The following is a 15,596-nucleotide window of genomic DNA, read 5'->3' on the forward strand; positions in this document are numbered from 1 at the left end:
CCGGCGACTACGTCAAGGGGGTGTGCGGAGACCTGTGGACAACTCGGCCGGGCCGCCGCCCCCGACCGGGCCCCTCCTCCTCCGTGGTGGCCCCCTACGGGCCCGTACGTCTGGAGTCGGATGCCGATCCAGCCGCCAGGGCTGACGACCGGTGTGGCCCGCGCCACTACCTTCGGAATGTGACTGTGATCGCGACCGAAAGCCTCAGCATGCGGTTCCCCCGGGTGACCGCGCTTGACCGGCTCTCCTTGGACATCGGCCCCGGTGTGACCGGCCTGGTGGGATCCAACGGAGCCGGCAAGTCCACATTGATCAAGATCCTGCTGGGTCTGTCCCCCGCCACCGAAGGCCGGGCCTCGGTGCTCGGGCTCGACGTCGCCACCAGTGGCGCCGCCATCCGGGAACGGGTCGGCTACATGCCCGAGCACGACTGCCTGCCACCGGACGTCTCGGCCACCGAGTTCGTCGTCCACATGGCACGGATGTCCGGACTGCCGCCGACGGCGGCCCGTGAGCGCACTGCCGACACGCTCCGGCACGTGGGCCTGTACGAGGAGCGCTACCGCCCCATCGGCGGCTACTCGACCGGCATGAAACAGCGGGTGAAGCTGGCGCAGGCGCTGGTCCACGACCCGCAGCTGGTCCTGCTCGACGAGCCGACCAACGGCCTCGACCCGGTCGGCCGCGACGAGATGCTCGGACTGATCCGCCGCGTCCACACCGACTTCGGCATCTCGGTCCTGGTCACCTCGCACCTCCTGGGCGAGCTGGAACGCACCTGCGACCACGTCGTCGTCATCGACGGCGGCAAGCTCCTGCGCTCCAGCTCCACCAGCGACTTCACCCAGACCACCGCGACCCTCGCGGTCGAGGTCACCGACAGCGACACCCACCCGGACGGCACCGACGCGCTGCGCCAGGTCCTCACCCGGGCCGGCGTGAAGCTCATCGGCCAGGACGGTCTCGACGCGCAGGGGCTGCCCGGTGCGGGCCACATCCTGCTGGTCGAGGCGGTCGGCGAGGAGACGTACGACATCGTGCGCGACAGCGTCGCCGGGCTCGGACTCGGCCTCGTACGGATGGAGCAGCGGCGCCACCACATCGCCGAGGTCTTCCGTACCGAAGGGGCGCCTGCGTCCGTATCCGCGTCCGCGCCTGCGGCCGCCGGAGCCGTACAGCAGCCCGCCGTACAGCAGCACGCCGCACAGCAGAAGGGGAGCGGTCGCGATGAGCACTGAGACCGGGACCGTGGCCGGGAGCGATACCTCCCGCATCCACAACATCGGGTACCGCTCCTACGACGGCCCGCGGCTGGGCCGCGGCTATGCGCGGCGCTCGCTCTACTCGCAGTCGCTGCGCGGTGCGTTCGGACTCGGCCGTTCCGCCAAGTCCAAGGTGCTGCCGATGCTGCTCTTCGGCGTGATGTGCATGATCGCGGCGATCATCGACGCCGTCGCCATCGCCAACCCGACGGCGACCGCCCTGCCGATCAAGTACACCGCGTTCGCGATCTATCTCCAGGCCGTTATCGGCCTCTTCCTCGCCGCACAGGCGCCCCAGTCGGTCTCCAGGGACCTGCGCTTCAAGAGCGTGCCGCTGTACTTCTCGCGGCCGATCGAACGGGTCGACTACGTCGTGGCCAAGCTGGCCGCCATGGCTTCCGCGCTCTTCATCCTCACCGGCGTGCCGCTCGTCATCCTCTATGCGGGCGCGCTGCTCGGGAAGTTCGACTTCGCCGACCAGACCAAGGGATTCGGGCAGGGGCTGGTCTCGGTGGGGCTGCTCTCCGTGCTCTTCGCCGCGCTGGGCCTGGTGATGGCCGCGCTGACACCGCGCCGCGGCTTCGGCGTCGCCGCGGTGATCGCCGTGCTGACCATCACCTACGGCGCGGTCTCCACGGTCCAGGCCATCGCCTGGCAGACGGGCTCCACCGGGGCCGTCGAGTGGCTGGGGCTCTTCTCCCCCATCACGCTGATCGGCGGCGTGCAGACCGCGTTCCTCGGAGCAAGCTCGGCCTTCCCCGGCGGGTCGGGCCCGGACGCCGGGGTCGGCATGGTCTATCTGATCGTTGTTCTCGCGCTCGTCGCCGGCTCGTACGCCGTACTGATGCGCCGCTACCGGAGGGTCGGGCTGTGACCACCATCGAGATCGACCACACCTCGCGCTGGTTCGGCAATGTGGTCGCCGTCAACGACGTGAGCATGACGGTGGGACCGGGCGTCACCGGGCTGCTCGGGCCGAACGGCGCGGGAAAGTCCACGCTGATCAACATGATGGCCGGATTTCTCGCCCCGTCGACCGGCACGGTCACGCTGGACGGCAGGCCGATCTGGCGGAACGAAGCCGTGTACAAGGAGATCGGCATCGTGCCGGAGCGGGAGGCCATGTACGACTTCCTGACCGGCCGCGAGTTCGTCGTCGCCAACGCGGAGCTCCAGGGGCTCGGCGACACGGAGGCGCAGAAGGCGCTGGCCACGGTCGAGATGGAGTACGCGCAGGACCGCAAGATCTCGACGTACAGCAAGGGCATGCGCCAGCGCGTGAAGATGGCGTCCGCCCTGGTCCACGAGCCTTCGGTGCTGCTGCTCGACGAGCCGTTCAACGGCATGGACCCGCGCCAGCGGATGCAGCTGATGGAACTGCTGCGACGGACGGGGGCAGAGGGCCGTACGGTGCTCTTCTCCTCCCACATCCTCGAAGAGGTCGAGCAACTCGCCTCCCACATCGAGGTGATCGTGGCCGGACGGCACGCGGCGTCCGGCGACTTCCGCAAGATCCGCCGGCTGATGACGGACCGCCCGCACCGCTATCTCGTACGTTCCAGCGACGACCGTGCCCTCGCCGCCGCGCTGATCGCCGACCCGTCGACGGCCGGTATCGAGGTGGACCTGGGCGAACGGGCCCTGCGGATCCAGGCGGTCGACTTCGGACGCTTCACCGAGCTGCTGCCGAAGGTCGCGCGGGAACACGGGATCCGTCTGCTGACCGTTTCGCCGTCCGACGAGTCCCTCGAATCGGTCTTTTCCTATCTCGTAGCGGCCTGAGTAGTGGCCTGAAAGGAGCTGTGAATCGTCATGTACGACCCCACAGTCGCCCGGCTCACCTACCGGGCCCTGCTCGGCCGGCGCCGGGCCGCCATCCTGTTCGTCCTGCCGGTGCTGCTGGTGGTCATCGCCGTGGCGGTACGGACGTTCGCCGGGTCCGACGACCAGGTGACCTCGGACGTGCTGGGCGGCTTCGCCATCGCCACGATGGTGCCGCTGATCGGCGTGATCGCCGGAACCGGGGCCATCGGCCCCGAGATCGACGACGGATCCATCGTCTATCTGCTGTCCAAGCCGGTGAAGCGGCCGACGATCATCTTCACCAAGCTGATCGTGGCCATCGCCGTGACCATGGTCTTCTCCGCGCTGCCGACGATGATCGCGGGCCTGATCCTCAACGGCAACGGCCAGCAGATCGCGGTGGCCTACACCATCGCGGCACTGGTCGCCTCGATCGCGTACAGCGCGCTGTTCCTGCTGCTGGGCACCGTCAGCCGGCACGCGGTCGTCTTCGGCCTCGTCTACGCGCTGGTGTGGGAGGCGCTGTTCGGTTCCCTGGTGCCGGGGGCACGCACGCTCAGCGTTCAGCAGTGGTCCCTGGCGGTCGCCGAGAAGGTCGGCGGTTCGGGCGCGATCACCTCCGACGTCGGGCTGACGACCGCGACGGTCCTGCTGGCGGCGGTCACGGTCGTGGCGACCTGGTACGCGGGCCAGAAACTGCGCACGCTGAAGCTGGCCGGCGAGGAGTGACTCGCCCCACCCGTCAACCCTCGCCTTCCGGGCGGGGGTTGACGCATTTTCGGACAGTCGTACACGTAACTGTACGGTTATCGGTTCGTTGAGCAGGCTGCGTGGAGGCAACTGGAATCCGTGGCGTCGTGGCTTTCGTGAAAACAGGGATTGCCGATCCGGCGAGGCAGTGCCCGCCGGATCGGTCATCGAGTGAGTGGCAACCGTGAGCGTCCTCCGCCCCTCAGGCCCGGGACAGGGCTGCCCATCGACGGTTTCGCGAATCGTCGTTCCTTGATCGGAAGGCCTGCCCATGCCCACAGAAGTCGCCCTGCTCGAATCGCGCGCGCTGCGCGTGGAGCAGATGGACCGCGTCGATGTCCTCGACAAGGTCAAGAGCCTTGTCATGCTCCCGGACGGAATTCACCTTCGCACAGAGGATGTGGCTCGGTACTTCGAAGTATCCACAGCCGCTGTGAAGAGGCTCACCGACCGGCACCAGGCCGAGCTGATGCAGAACGGGATGCGTGTTCTGCGCGGCGCTGACCTGCGCTCCTTCCATGGCGACATGTTGTCGCTATGGGGCGGGGAGGTGCCGGAAAGTTATCCACAGGCGGCGACCCAGCTCAGGGTCCACACCCGCAGGACCGTCCTCAACGTCGCGATGCTTCTTCGCGACAGCGACATCGCCCGATGCGTCCGTACGTATCTGCTCGACGCCGAGCAGGACCTGCGGGCGGGCTACGCCTCGCTCGAACACCGCGTCACCCGGGTGGAGAGCTGCCTGGCCGGAGTCGGTACCGCGCTCCAGGAGCTCGTGCCCGTCCTCAACCGGATGTCGCACCGGCTCGACAGCCTCGACCGGCGGCTGGACGTCACCCATCAGGTCGTCGGCGCCATGAGCGTGCGGCTGGGCCACATGTCCGAGGACATCGTCCGTATCGACGGCAGGATGGATGAACTCGCCCGCAACCTGAAGGATCTGAGCCGCCGCAGCAACAAGCAGCGCTGATCCGGCAGGAGTTCGCGGCCCTTCGGCCCCACCCGGAAAACGGGTGGCGTCGAAGGGCCGTACCCGGCACAGTGATCGGTACCGCACACGCCGCCACGAACGGCACCTGCCGACATGAACGGCACACGTCGACATGAACGGCACACGTCGACATGGACGGCACACGCGGTCAGAACAGCACTACGCCGACAAGCACGTCACAGACCGGGAGAGGAGCGCGACGATGACCGAGAGTCCGAGTCCGTCGAGTTCCCCGCAGGGCGGACCCGAGCCGGCACCGGAGTAGTCACCGACGACTCCGCCGCGCCGCTCGGAGCAGAACGCCCGGGGCGGCCTTGTCTGCGCATCGCGCGGCCGCCCACCCGGAGGATTGGCCGAGTGGTAAGGCAGCGGCTTGCTAAGCCGTCGTCGGGGCTGTGAACCCCGCGCGCGTTCGATCCGCGCATCCTCCGCCGCAGCAGGGCCGCGCACCCGCGCGCGACCCTGAGCCCGTACCCGTACCCGTACTCGTACTCGTACGCGAAGCCTGCGCCCGCACACCTACGACTGGAGCAGGCGTTCCAGCACCACGGCGATGCCGTCGTCCTCGTTGGACGCGGTGATCTCCTGGGCCACGGCCTTCAGGTCCTCGTGCGCGTTGGCCATCGCCACGCCCCGCCGCGCCCACGCGAACATCGGGATGTCGTTCGGCATGTCGCCGAAGGCCAGGGTGTCCGCGGCCTTCACGCCCAGCCGGCGCGCGGCCAGCGAGAGCCCGGTCGCCTTGCTCAGCCCCAGCGGCAGGATCTCCACCACTCCCGGACCGGCCATGACCACGTCCACGAGGTTGCCGACGGCCGCGCGTGCGGCCTTCGCCAGCTCGTCGTCGTCCAGCTCGGGATGCTGTATGTAGACCTTGTTCAGGGGCGCGGACCACAGCTCGGCGGGGTCCTTCACGAAGACCGCCGGAAGCGGTCCTTCCTGTACCCGGTAGCCGGGACCGACCATGACTTCGCCGTCGAGCCCGTCACGGCTCGCCGCCAGTGCCAGCGGACCGACCTCGGCCTCGACCTTGGACAGCGCGAGCCCGGCGAGCTGCCGGTCCAGCGTCAGCGAGGTCAGCAGCTTGCGTTCGCCCGCGTGGTAGACCTGCGCGCCCTGGCCGCAGACGGCGAGACCCTCGTAGCCCAGGTCGTCCAGGATGTGACGCGTCCAGGGGACCGCGCGGCCGGTGACGATGATGTGCGCGGCACCGGCCGCGGCGACCGCGGCCAACGCCTCACGGGTGCGCCCGGAGACCGTGTCGTCGTCACGCAGCAGCGTGCCGTCGAGATCGGTCGCGACGAGCTTGTACGGGAAGGTCACTTGGCGACCGGCTCCAGGACCTCGCGCCCGCCCAGATACGGCCGGAGCACCTCGGGCACCCGGACCGAGCCGTCGGCCAGCTGGTGGTTCTCCAGGATCGCCACGATCGTGCGCGGTACGGCGCAGAGCGTGCCGTTCAGCGTGGCGAGCGGCTGGAGGACCTTCTTGCCGTCGCGGGTGTCGCGCATCCGGACGGACAGGCGGCGGGCCTGGAAGCCGTTGCAGTTCGACGCGGAGGTCAGCTCGCGGTACTTGCCCTGCGTCGGGATCCACGCCTCGCAGTCGAACTTCCGGGAGGCCGAGGCGCCCAGGTCGCCGGTGGCGACGTCGATCACCTGGAAGGGCAGCTCAAGAGCGGTGAGCCACTGCTTCTCCCAGTCGAGGAGCCTGCGGTGCTCCGCCTCGGCGTCCTCCGGGTCGACGTACGAGAACATCTCGACCTTGTCGAACTGGTGCACCCGGAAGATGCCCCGGGTGTCCTTGCCGTACGTACCGGCCTCGCGGCGGTAGCACGGCGAGAAGCCCGCGTAGCGCAGCGGCAGCTTCTCGGCGTCGATGATCTCGTCCATGTGGTACGCGGCGAGCGGGACCTCGGAGGTGCCGACCAGGTAGTAGTCGTCCTTCTCCAGGTGGTACACGTTCTCCGCGGCCTGGCCGAGGAATCCGGTGCCTTCCATGGCGCGCGGACGGACCAGCGCCGGCGTCAGCATCGGTACGAAACCGGCCTCGGTGGCCTGCGCGATCGCGGCGTTGACGAGGGCGAGCTCCAGCAGCGCGCCGACGCCCGTCAGGTAGTAGAAGCGCGAACCGGAGACCTTGGCGCCACGTTCCATGTCGATGGCGCCGAGCTTCTCGCCGAGCTCCAGGTGGTCCTTGGGCTCGAAGCCCTCGGCCCCGAAGTCACGGATCGTGCCGTGCGTCTCCATTACGACGAAGTCTTCTTCGCCGCCGACCGGCACGTCCTCGTGGACGATGTTGCCGATCTTGAGCATCAGGCTCTTGGCCTCGGCATCGGCCTCGTCCTGTGCCGCGTCGGCGGCCTTGACGTCGGCCTTCAGCTGCTCGGCCTTCTTGAGGAGCTCGGCGCGCTCGTCGGGCGAGGCCTTGGGGATGAGTTTGCCGAGCGCTTTCTGCTCGGAGCGGAGTTCGTCGAAGCGGACACCGGACGACCTGCGCCGCTCGTCGGCGGAGAGAAGGGCGTCGACGAGTTCGACGTCCTCTCCACGGGCGCGCTGGGAGGCGCGAACACGGTCGGGGTCCTCACGGAGCAGGCGAAGGTCAATCACCCCTCCAGGCTACCGGCCTGTACTTGCCCTGCTCGAACCGATATTGCCGAGCGTGTCACTTTGCCCTAATTGCCTGAATTGGTAATGCTGGGGGAGATTGTGCGGCTGAAGTCGATCTCGACCGTCAATAAAAAGAGCCTACTCCCCTAAATGGGGCAGAAGGCTTCACTCGTCTTGACGTATCCCCCTTGCCTGGAAGGGCAGTTGATCGTTACTTGTCCACAGGTTCTCGGCCTTCCGAAAGTTATCCACAGGCTGTGAAGAAGGTCTGTGGATGCCGGAGGTCGGCATTCCGGAGGCTGTGTGATGGCTCGCGGATTTCCCGTTCAAACCCACTTCAGACGCTCGTTCGGGTGGGAATTCCCCCTTCTGATGAGTTGATCAACGGAATTGAGGCGACAGGGGCTGACACGGGGTGACCTGGGCGGTCCGGCGGCCTGTGGATGCATCTGGGGCGACTGGGGCAATATGTCGACCATGTCGCGTTGGGGTGTCGACTTGTCCCCAGGTCGAGAACCGGCCCTGTGGATAACTCTGTGGATGCCGAAAATCGGCAGATAGCACCGGGGGTGGAGGCGAGGGGGAGGCGAGGATGGAGGCGTGCCGAGGCGTGGAAGCCTGCGGCAGGCCCGGTCTCCCCGGTCTCGTCCGTCAGCCCGTTTTGCAGCTCCGGCCCTCAGCCCCGTCCGTCAGCTCCGGCCGTCAGCTCCGGCCCTCAGTGTCGGCCCTCAGTCCCGGCCCTCGGCCCCGTCCGTCAGCCCCGGCCGTCGAGGTTTCTGGCCAGCCAGTCGGAGGCCTCCGTGAATTCCGCGTCCGACGTCCCCGCCCGCAACGGCCGTACGTCCTGCACCGCCACACCGGCCCGCGGGTACGAACCCAGGAACCGCACCTTGGGGCAGATCCGCTTCAGCCCCATCAGCGCCTCGCCGACCCGGCGGTCCGCGATGTGCCCCTCGGCGTCCACCGCGAAGCAGTAGTTCCCGATGCCCGCCCCCGTCGGCCGCGACTGGATCAGCATCAGGTTCACCCCGCGCACCGCGAACTCCTGGAGCAGTTCGAGCAGCGCACCGGGGTGGTCCTCGCCGAGCCAGATGACCACCGACGTCTTGTCCGCGCCCGTCGGCGCCGCCGGCCGGGCCGGGCGGCCCACCAGGACGAAGCGGGTCTGCGCGTTCTCCGCGTCGTGGATCTCGGTCACCAGCGGTTCCAGACCGTAGGTCGCCGCCGCGAACTCACCGGCGAAGGCGGCGTCGTACCGGCCCTCCTGCACCAGCCGGGCACCGTCCGCGTTGGACGCCGCCGACTCCCACACGGCGTCCGGGAGATGGGCAGCCATCCAGTTGCGCACCTGCGGCTGGGCGGCCGGGTGCGCGGTGACCGACTTGATGTCGGACAGCTTGGTACCCGGCCGCACCAGCAGGGCGAAGGTGATGGAGAGCAGCACCTCGCGGTAGATCATCAGAGGTTCGCCGGTGGTCAGCTCATCGAGCGTCGCGGTGATGCCGCCCTCGACGGAGTTCTCGATCGGTACGAGCGCCGCCGCGGCGGCCCCGCTGCGTACCGCGTCCAGGGCCGCCGGTACGGAGACCATCGGGACGAGTTCGCGGGTGGCGGCTTCCGGGAGCGTACGGAGGGCGACCTCGGTGAAGGTGCCTTCGGGGCCGAGATATGCGTAGCGCGTGGCGGACATACCGTCACCCTAATGCGCCCCGGTGGCTCAGGACTCCAGCAGCCGCTGCCCCACGTACTCGCCGTCCGCCGCACCGCCCGGCACCGCGAACAGGCCGCTCGCCTCGTGCCGGATGAAGGGCGACAGGGCGTCGCCCCGGTCCAGTTTCCGCTGTACCGGGACGAACCCGCGCAGCGGATCCGCCTGCCAGCAGATGAAGAGCAGACCGGCGTCCGGAGTGCCGTCCGCCGATATGCCGTCGTGGTACGAGAAGGGGCGCCGCAGCATGGCCGCGCCGCTGTTCTTCTCGGGGGTGGAGATCCGGGCGTGGGCGTTCTCCGGGATCAGGAGCTTGCCGTCGGGGCCCGCCCGGTCGAGGTCCATCGCGCTGGTCTCGGTGCCGCCGCTCAGTGGGGCGCCGTCCTTCTTCCGGCGCCCTATGACCTGCTCCTGCCGCTCCACCGGGAGTTTCTCCCAGTCGTCGAGCAGCATCCTGATCCGGCGCACGACCACGTACGAGCCGCCCGCGAGCCAGTCGTACTTCGCATCGCTTCCGTTCCGGGCGGCCGGTACGAAGATGCGGCGGTCGAAGTCGCTGTCGGCCGGTTTCGGGTTGTTGGTGCCGTCGACCTGGCCCATCAGATTGCGGGCGGTCATCGGCCGGGCCGTGGCGCCGGGGGCGCGGTTGAAGCCGTTCATCTGCCAGCGGACCCTGGCGGCCGGGGCGGCATCCTTCTGCACGGCCCGCAGCGCGTGGAAGGCGACCAGGGCGTCGTCCGCGCCGATCTGGACCCAGAGGTCACCGTTGGAGCGCGCGGTGTCGATGTGGTCGGAAGAGAAGGGCGGCAGCGGGTCGAGCCCCGGCGGGCGGCGGTCGGTCAGGCCCGTGCGTTCGAAGAAGGTCCGGCCGAAGCCGAAGGTGACGGTCAGCGAGGACGGTCCGGCGTCCAGCGCGATCCCGGTGTCGTGGTCCGGTCCGTCCGCCGTGCCGTTCCCGGCCGGCTCGCCGGCCATCAGCCGTTCGGCCGTCGCCGACCACCGGCGCATCAGGGCGGCGGCCTCCTTCCGGCCGGCACCGGGCACCAGGTCGAAGGCGACGAGATGGCCGCTCGCCTGAAGCGGAGTGGTGATCCCCGGTTGATGTTTCCCGTGAAACATCACCTGGGTGGAGCCGACCGCGGTCAGTGCGGTGGGTTCGTCGGGGCGGGTCGCGGCATAGCCGGTGGCACCGCCCGCCGCGCCCAGCACCAGCCCGGCCGCACCGGCCGCGCCCGCGCTGCCGATCAGCCGACGCCGGGAGATGCCACCGCCGGTACGGGCAACGTCGCCACGGGCGCCGCTGCCACGGGCGCCGCCGTCCACGCTGCGGGATACTTTCCTGCTGTTGTCTACGCTCACGATCCTGCTCAGCCGATCTTCACGTTCTTGTCGATGGTCGTCTGATCGATGTCCGACGTACGCACGGTCACGGCGACCTTCCAATTGCCAGCCATCGGGATCTGGACGTCGCCGGCGGTCCAGTGGCCCTCGGTCAGCCGGGCGGGGACGACGGGGAGCGGGCCGATGTCCTTGGACTTCAGGGTGAGGGCGACCTTCACCTCGGGGACGTCCATGGGCTTTCCGTCGCTGCCGTCGATCCAGAGGTGGAGCTCATTGGCGCCGGTACCGGCCGGAGTGATCTCCATCCGCAGCGTTCCCTTGCCATTGGTGCCGCCCGTGTCGAAGGGCAGCTTCATCTCGACCGGGCCCGCGGCTGCCGGGGCGGCCGTCGAAGTCGATGCGCGGGCCGCCTCTTCCTCGGTACGCGCCGGCTCGGTCGAGGTCAGCACGGTCGTCACCGCCAGCAGTGCCACGGCGACGCCCACTTCGGCCAGCACCGACCGGCGCAGCCCGGACCGGTCGGGGTCGGCGTCGCGGATCCGCTTCTTCTCGGCGGTGGCGACGGCGGCCTGCTGCCGGGCGAGCTGAGCCGCCCGCGCGGGGTCCTCGGCCGTGGTCCCGGAAGCGCCCGTGGCCCCGGAAGAGTCCGTGGCCTCAGAAGCGTCCGCGGCCCCGGGAGCGTCCGGGTCCTCGGTGCTTTCGGACGCCTGGGCCGAAGAGGACTTCTCGGCCTCCGTCGCCTCCGTCGCCGCGCCGCCCCCGCCCGTGATCAGGCGGGCCGTCCACCGCCGCGAGATCCAGGCGATCCCGACGAGGAGGACGACGAGCCCCACCTTCACGAGCAGCAGCTGCCCGTATGCGGTGTCGGTGAGCGCGGACCAGGTACCGACCTGGCGCCAGGACTGGTAGATCCCGGTCGCGGTGAGCACGATGACGCTGCCGAACGCGATGCGGGAGAAGCGCCGTACGGCCGTCGCGCCGATGCCGGGGGTCCGGTAGAGCGCGACCAGCAGCGCCGTGAGACCGCCGAGCCAGGCGGCGACGGCCAGCAGGTGGAGCACATCGACCGGCATGGCGATGCCGGGCTGGAGCCCGGTCGAGGCGTGCTCGGCGAGCGCCCACGTACCGGCGATCCCGGCGGCGATCACCGTGCCGCCGATGGCCAGACCGAAGGTGAGGTCCTTCTTCTCGCGCTCGTCCTCGCGCTTGGCGTAGGCGCCGAAGAGCACGGCGATGAAGAGCGCGGAGGCGCCGAGCAGCAGCAGCCGTGAGACGAGTGCGGCGCCGGGCTTGGTGTCGAGCACGGCCTTCAGGCCGTCGAGGTCGAAGGCGTCCGCGAGCTTCCCGGACCCGGTGTACGGGTTGCGCAGGAGCAGCATTGCCAGGGTGGCGACGGTGAGGGTCATCCAGCCGCGTACGACCAGGCGCTGCAACGGCCGGGCCCCCGCACCGCGTTGCCAGCAGGCCAGCACGAAGGCGGAGCCGCCGGCCAGCAGGATGAAGCCGGCGTACGCGGCGTAGCGCGCGATGCCGTAGAGGGCGCCGACGAGGCCGCCCCCGGCCTGGTCCGTCGGGAGCGCCACGGTGGTCTCCGAGGGGGCTCCGACGGAGAAGGTGAAGGCGCCGGACACGGGGTGGCTGTCGGCGGACACGGCCTGCCAGGCGACGGTGTACGTGCCGTCGGGCAGTCCGCTGTGCAGTGAGACGCCGTACTTCGCGAGGGAACCGCCCCCCAGATCGCGCGGGACGGCAGCGGTGTCGGCGCGTTTGCCGTCGGGGTCCAGGATCCGGATGGAGTCCTCGTCGACGGCGACCTGCTCGGAGAAGGTGAGCGTGACCTCCTTGGGGGCGGTGGCGACCACCGCCCCGTCCTGCGGATCGCTCCCGGTCAGTGCGGCATGCGCGGACGCGGGACCCGCGCCTCCCAGCAACAGGGCGAACACCATGCCGACGAGGGCGGCGAGGAGCGCGGCCGCGGCCAGTGGCCGGCGCATCGCTGGGGTGGACGGGGTCGGTCCGAAGTGCGGGGCGGTGGCTGTCATGACGAGTCAGTCCCTCACGGCTTCTTCGGGTTGTAGGTGGTCTCCTTCACGGGAAGGGTGACCTTTATCGGGTCGGCCTTCTCGAAGTGCAGCTCCACGGACACCGTGTCGCCCTGCTCGGGCCGCTGCTTGAGTTTCATGAACATGATGTGGTTTCCGCCGCGCTGCAGATCCAGCTCGCCGCCCGCGGGCACGTCGAAGGACGTCACCATGCGCATGGTCTGGTTCTTCGTCTCGTGGATCGTGATGTCGTCGGAGAGCGAGCTGGTGACCGAGGTGAGCCGGTCGGACTCCCCGCCGCTGTTCTTCACGACGAGGAATCCGGCCGCCATGTCGCTGACGGGCTGCGGCATGAACGCGCCGGTCACCTTCAGCTCCGGCTTGCCGTCCGAGGACGAGCAACCTGCCAGAGTCAGCCCCGCGGTGAGGGCGGCGACGCCGACGAGGGCGGTGCGGCGGTTCACGGGGTCTCCCCCTTGACGATCTTGGGGAGGTCCTTGGTGTAGTCGTCGGGCGAGGTGTCCTCGCTGTAGACGAGGTAGCCCTTGTCGGTCTTCGGCGAGAACGCGATGACCTGGGACCCGTGCATCGAGACGACCGTGCCGTCCTTCTCCTTCTTCGGAGCGTCGATGCCGATGCCGATCTGGCGTGCGCCCGCCTGGATGGTGGGGAAGTCGCCGGTGAGGCCGATGAAGGAGGCGTCCTGGGACTTGAGCCAGGTGCCGAGCGAGGACGGGGTGTCCCGCTCGGGGTCGGTGGTCACGAAGACGACCTGGAGCTTGTCCTGGTCGGCCTTGGGCAGCGCCTTCTTGGCGATGGCGATATTGCTCATGATGAGCGGGCAGACGTCGGGGCAGTTGGTGTAGCCGAAGTAGATCAGGGTCGGCTTGCCCTTGGTCTGCTCCCGGAGGTCGTACTTCTTGCCGTGGGTGTCGGTGAGGACGAGGTTCGGCTTGGTGAACGGCTGGTCCAGGACGGTCGCGGCCTTGGTCTTGGCCTCGACCGATACGTCGGCGATGGGCTTCTTGGCGTTGTCGTCGTTGCTGCCGCAGGCGGACAGGGTGAGCGCGGCCGCGGCGACGAACGCCGCGGCCAGCACCGTTTTCTTAGTCATGGAGCACTGGTTCCTGAGGGTCGGTGTTACGGGTGGTGCGGTGGATCAGGCGGCGCGGCGGCGGCCGGCGAGGACTCCGAAGGCCACTCCGGCCACGCCGATGACGATGCCGACGATGCCGAGGACACGGGCCGTGGTGTCGCTGTCGGACGCGTCCGAAGCGGCCGTCGTCTCCTTGTCCGCAGCCTGAGCACCGGCGTCGGCGCTCTTGGCGTCGGCGGCCGCACCGTGCTCGCCGGTGGCGGGTGCGGTCAGGGCGAGGACCGGCGCCGGGCTCTCGGGCTCCTCGGCGCCCTTCTTCTGCTCCTCGATCCAGCGGACGACTTCCTTGTTGTCGTACGTCTGGATGGCCTTGAACACCAGCTGGTCGGCGTCCTCGGGGAGCTGGCCGATGGAGAGCGGGAACTGCTGGAACCGGCCGGGGCGGATGCCGCGCTCGTCCTTGTCGCCCGTGGCGGTCCAGGTGACCTTGGAGACGGCCTCGTTGATCTTCTGGCCGTGCATCTCCATCGGCTTGGCCAGCTTGCTCCGGGTGACCTCGATGTCCCAGCCGGGGACGGCCTGCGGCTGGACGGAGGCCAGCGGGTGGTCGGTCGGGAAGTTGACCTCGACCTTGGTCGTCGCGGCGTCGTCGCGCTCGTTGGGGACCTTGAAGTTGACGGTGGCGTAGCCGCCCTTGGCGGCTTCGCCCTGCGGCTGCACGCTGACGTGCGCGGAGGCGGTCCCGGCGAGAATCAGGACGGTGGACGCGGCGACGCCGCCGGCGAGGGCGATACGGGAAACGTTCATGGCAGTTATCACTCCACGGAAGCACGAAGGAAGGTGGTGCGGCGCGCGGGTGCACACCGGCATCACGACACCTCTCCCCTTCGAACGGCGGGTATGCGCCGACCGGGTACGGAACCGATCGGTCCGTGTGCCGGGTGGAGGTGTCGCGTCAGGCTGCGAGTGCGTACGCGAGTGGCGGACCGCGCCTGATCACCTGGTGCTGCAACGGGTCCCCGGTGGTGGGGGCCGGGGCGTCGACCGCCGTACGGAGGATGCGCGGCCCGGTCGTCGGGCCGCCGGGAAGCCCGGCGCGCAGGGCGTCGACCAGGGCGAGCGCGGCGCGCAGCGCGCGCAGCCGGGCCCCGGCCGCGATCTGCTGGGCGCCGTGCGCGGACAGCCGGACCAGCCGGAACAGGGCGATCTCGCCGCGGCGCAGCAGCCAGCCCGTGGCCACCGCGGCCAGCAAGTGGCCGAGCAGCATGGGCAGGTCGGGCAGCAGGGCGGTGAGCGCGGTCGGATCCGCACCGGACGAGGCGGCCAGGTGCTGATGGCCGCCGCCCGCCACCGACGCCGGGTCGATGCCCGCGGTGGTGACGATGCGGCGCGCCTCGGCGGCGCTCAGCTGCGCCGGACCGGCCCCGCACACGAGGCTCGCCGCGAACCGGATCAACGAGTCGTCGCCCGCCGCGGTGTTCGACGGGGTGCCGTGCGTGCCCATGCCGAACAGGGCGTGCAGGGCGATCTGTCCACCCGCCAGCGCGGCGGCGATGGACGGCAGTGAACGCTCGCGTCCGGCGAGCGGTGCCGCCACCGCGGACATCCCCAGGAATCCCGCGAGCAGGGTCCACCAGGGGACGGGCGCACAGGAGGCCAGCGTGTGACCGGCCGCGGACAGCGCGACACAGACCGCGGCGAACACCGCGGTCCTCAGGAGCCGCAGACCGGCTCCGGCGCGTGCGACCGGCATAGACATGGCGGGGTCATCATCGCACCGGGCCCCCGGGTTCCACACGGCAGGTCCGGAAGGTCGGCTTCCGTCCGATTGGAACGAGCCGGTGGGTACGTACCGGTGGAACGTGCAAGCGGGAACGTTCCACGTGGAACATGCCGGGTGGAGCATGCCGGTCGGATCGGACTCGCGCGGTGTACGGCGGGCATACACGGGCGCACGTGGAGCTGGTATCCGCCGAATGAGCGGTCTCACATCA

Annotated in this window: 14 protein-coding genes and 1 tRNA gene; 6 read left to right on the forward strand and 9 right to left on the reverse strand. The window is 69.6% G+C overall.

Annotated features, from left to right (window positions below; translation table 11 throughout):
• Positions 1-209: 209 nt before the first annotated feature.
• From ACFYY7_RS17780 to ACFYY7_RS17805, 6 genes are all read left to right on the forward strand, one after another.
• A complete protein-coding gene (locus tag ACFYY7_RS17780; RefSeq protein WP_388662677.1) occupies positions 210-1,238 on the forward strand; it encodes an ABC transporter ATP-binding protein in 1,029 nt (342 codons plus the stop codon).
• Entirely contained in the window at positions 1,228-2,136 is a 909-nt protein-coding gene (locus ACFYY7_RS17785; protein WP_388662442.1) for an ABC transporter permease, read from the forward strand. The genes ACFYY7_RS17780 and ACFYY7_RS17785 overlap by 11 nt, the downstream gene beginning before the upstream one ends.
• The gene (locus ACFYY7_RS17790) at positions 2,133-3,044 is read left to right on the forward strand and encodes an ABC transporter ATP-binding protein (protein ID WP_388662444.1); all 912 of its coding nucleotides are present in this window, start codon (positions 2,133-2,135) and stop codon (positions 3,042-3,044) included. Before ACFYY7_RS17785 ends, ACFYY7_RS17790 begins: the two co-directional genes overlap by 4 nt.
• A gap of 30 nt (positions 3,045-3,074) precedes the next feature.
• A complete protein-coding gene (locus ACFYY7_RS17795) occupies positions 3,075-3,794 on the forward strand; it encodes an ABC transporter permease (RefSeq protein ID WP_388662446.1) in 720 nt (239 codons plus the stop codon).
• A gap of 292 nt (positions 3,795-4,086) precedes the next feature.
• Positions 4,087-4,785: a hypothetical protein gene (locus ACFYY7_RS17800; RefSeq protein ID WP_388662448.1), complete on the forward strand. Its 699-nt coding sequence runs from the start codon at positions 4,087-4,089 to the stop codon at positions 4,783-4,785.
• 364 nt (positions 4,786-5,149) lie between these two features.
• Positions 5,150-5,237 (forward strand) — tRNA-Ser (locus ACFYY7_RS17805).
• An 88-nt stretch (positions 5,238-5,325) separates the two neighbouring features.
• On the opposite strand, the gene ACFYY7_RS17810 is transcribed toward ACFYY7_RS17805, so the two are convergent.
• The 9 genes from ACFYY7_RS17810 to ACFYY7_RS17850 all read right to left on the reverse strand — a co-directional run bounded on the left by ACFYY7_RS17810 (position 5,326) and on the right by ACFYY7_RS17850 (position 15,361).
• Positions 5,326-6,129: an HAD family hydrolase gene (locus tag ACFYY7_RS17810; protein ID WP_266731258.1), complete on the reverse strand. Its 804-nt coding sequence runs from the start codon at positions 6,127-6,129 to the stop codon at positions 5,326-5,328.
• Positions 6,126-7,415: a serine--tRNA ligase gene (gene serS / locus ACFYY7_RS17815; protein WP_388662450.1), complete on the reverse strand. Its 1,290-nt coding sequence runs from the start codon at positions 7,413-7,415 to the stop codon at positions 6,126-6,128. Before serS ends, ACFYY7_RS17810 begins: the two co-directional genes overlap by 4 nt.
• Before the next feature lie 754 nt (positions 7,416-8,169).
• Entirely contained in the window at positions 8,170-9,105 is a 936-nt protein-coding gene (gene pheA / locus ACFYY7_RS17820) for a prephenate dehydratase (RefSeq protein ID WP_351260187.1), read from the reverse strand.
• A 27-nt stretch (positions 9,106-9,132) separates the two neighbouring features.
• The gene (gene efeB, locus ACFYY7_RS17825) at positions 9,133-10,446 is read right to left on the reverse strand and encodes an iron uptake transporter deferrochelatase/peroxidase subunit (RefSeq protein ID WP_388662679.1); all 1,314 of its coding nucleotides are present in this window, start codon (positions 10,444-10,446) and stop codon (positions 9,133-9,135) included.
• A 44-nt stretch (positions 10,447-10,490) separates the two neighbouring features.
• Positions 10,491-12,506, reverse strand: coding sequence for a copper resistance CopC/CopD family protein (locus ACFYY7_RS17830; protein WP_388662452.1), 2,016 nt, complete (start codon positions 12,504-12,506; stop codon positions 10,491-10,493).
• Positions 12,507-12,520: 14 nt separating this feature from the next.
• A complete protein-coding gene (locus ACFYY7_RS17835; RefSeq protein ID WP_388662454.1) occupies positions 12,521-12,970 on the reverse strand; it encodes a copper chaperone PCu(A)C in 450 nt (149 codons plus the stop codon).
• A complete protein-coding gene (locus tag ACFYY7_RS17840) occupies positions 12,967-13,620 on the reverse strand; it encodes an SCO family protein (RefSeq protein WP_358940829.1) in 654 nt (217 codons plus the stop codon). The genes ACFYY7_RS17835 and ACFYY7_RS17840 overlap by 4 nt, the downstream gene beginning before the upstream one ends.
• Before the next feature lie 45 nt (positions 13,621-13,665).
• Complete coding sequence (locus tag ACFYY7_RS17845; protein ID WP_351260195.1) at positions 13,666-14,409, reverse strand: YcnI family protein; 744 nt, start codon at positions 14,407-14,409, stop codon at positions 13,666-13,668.
• 148 nt (positions 14,410-14,557) lie between these two features.
• Positions 14,558-15,361: a hypothetical protein gene (locus tag ACFYY7_RS17850; protein WP_388662457.1), complete on the reverse strand. Its 804-nt coding sequence runs from the start codon at positions 15,359-15,361 to the stop codon at positions 14,558-14,560.
• Positions 15,362-15,596 lie beyond the last annotated feature (235 nt).

Origin of the sequence: Streptomyces sp. NPDC001933, from assembly GCF_042890955.1 — a bacterium.
In the GTDB taxonomy this organism is placed as follows: Bacteria; Actinomycetota; Actinomycetes; order Streptomycetales; family Streptomycetaceae; genus Streptomyces.

Bases quoted from the DNA above. Each gene is read 5' to 3' on its own strand.
- ACFYY7_RS17780 (WP_388662677.1), top strand. From the start codon at position 210: ATGCGGTTCCCCCGGGTGACCGCGCTTGACCGGCTCTCCTTGGACATC.
- ACFYY7_RS17785 (WP_388662442.1), top strand. From the start codon at position 1,228: ATGAGCACTGAGACCGGGACCGTGGCCGGGAGCGATACCTCCCGCATC.
- ACFYY7_RS17795 (WP_388662446.1), top strand. From the start codon at position 3,075: ATGTACGACCCCACAGTCGCCCGGCTCACCTACCGGGCCCTGCTCGGC.
- ACFYY7_RS17800 (WP_388662448.1), top strand. From the start codon at position 4,087: ATGCCCACAGAAGTCGCCCTGCTCGAATCGCGCGCGCTGCGCGTGGAG.
- pheA (WP_351260187.1), bottom strand. From the start codon at position 9,105: ATGTCCGCCACGCGCTACGCATATCTCGGCCCCGAAGGCACCTTCACC.
- ACFYY7_RS17830 (WP_388662452.1), bottom strand. From the start codon at position 12,506: ATGACAGCCACCGCCCCGCACTTCGGACCGACCCCGTCCACCCCAGCG.
- ACFYY7_RS17840 (WP_358940829.1), bottom strand. From the start codon at position 13,620: ATGACTAAGAAAACGGTGCTGGCCGCGGCGTTCGTCGCCGCGGCCGCG.
- ACFYY7_RS17845 (WP_351260195.1), bottom strand. From the start codon at position 14,409: ATGAACGTTTCCCGTATCGCCCTCGCCGGCGGCGTCGCCGCGTCCACC.
- ACFYY7_RS17850 (WP_388662457.1), bottom strand. From the start codon at position 15,361: ATGTCTATGCCGGTCGCACGCGCCGGAGCCGGTCTGCGGCTCCTGAGG.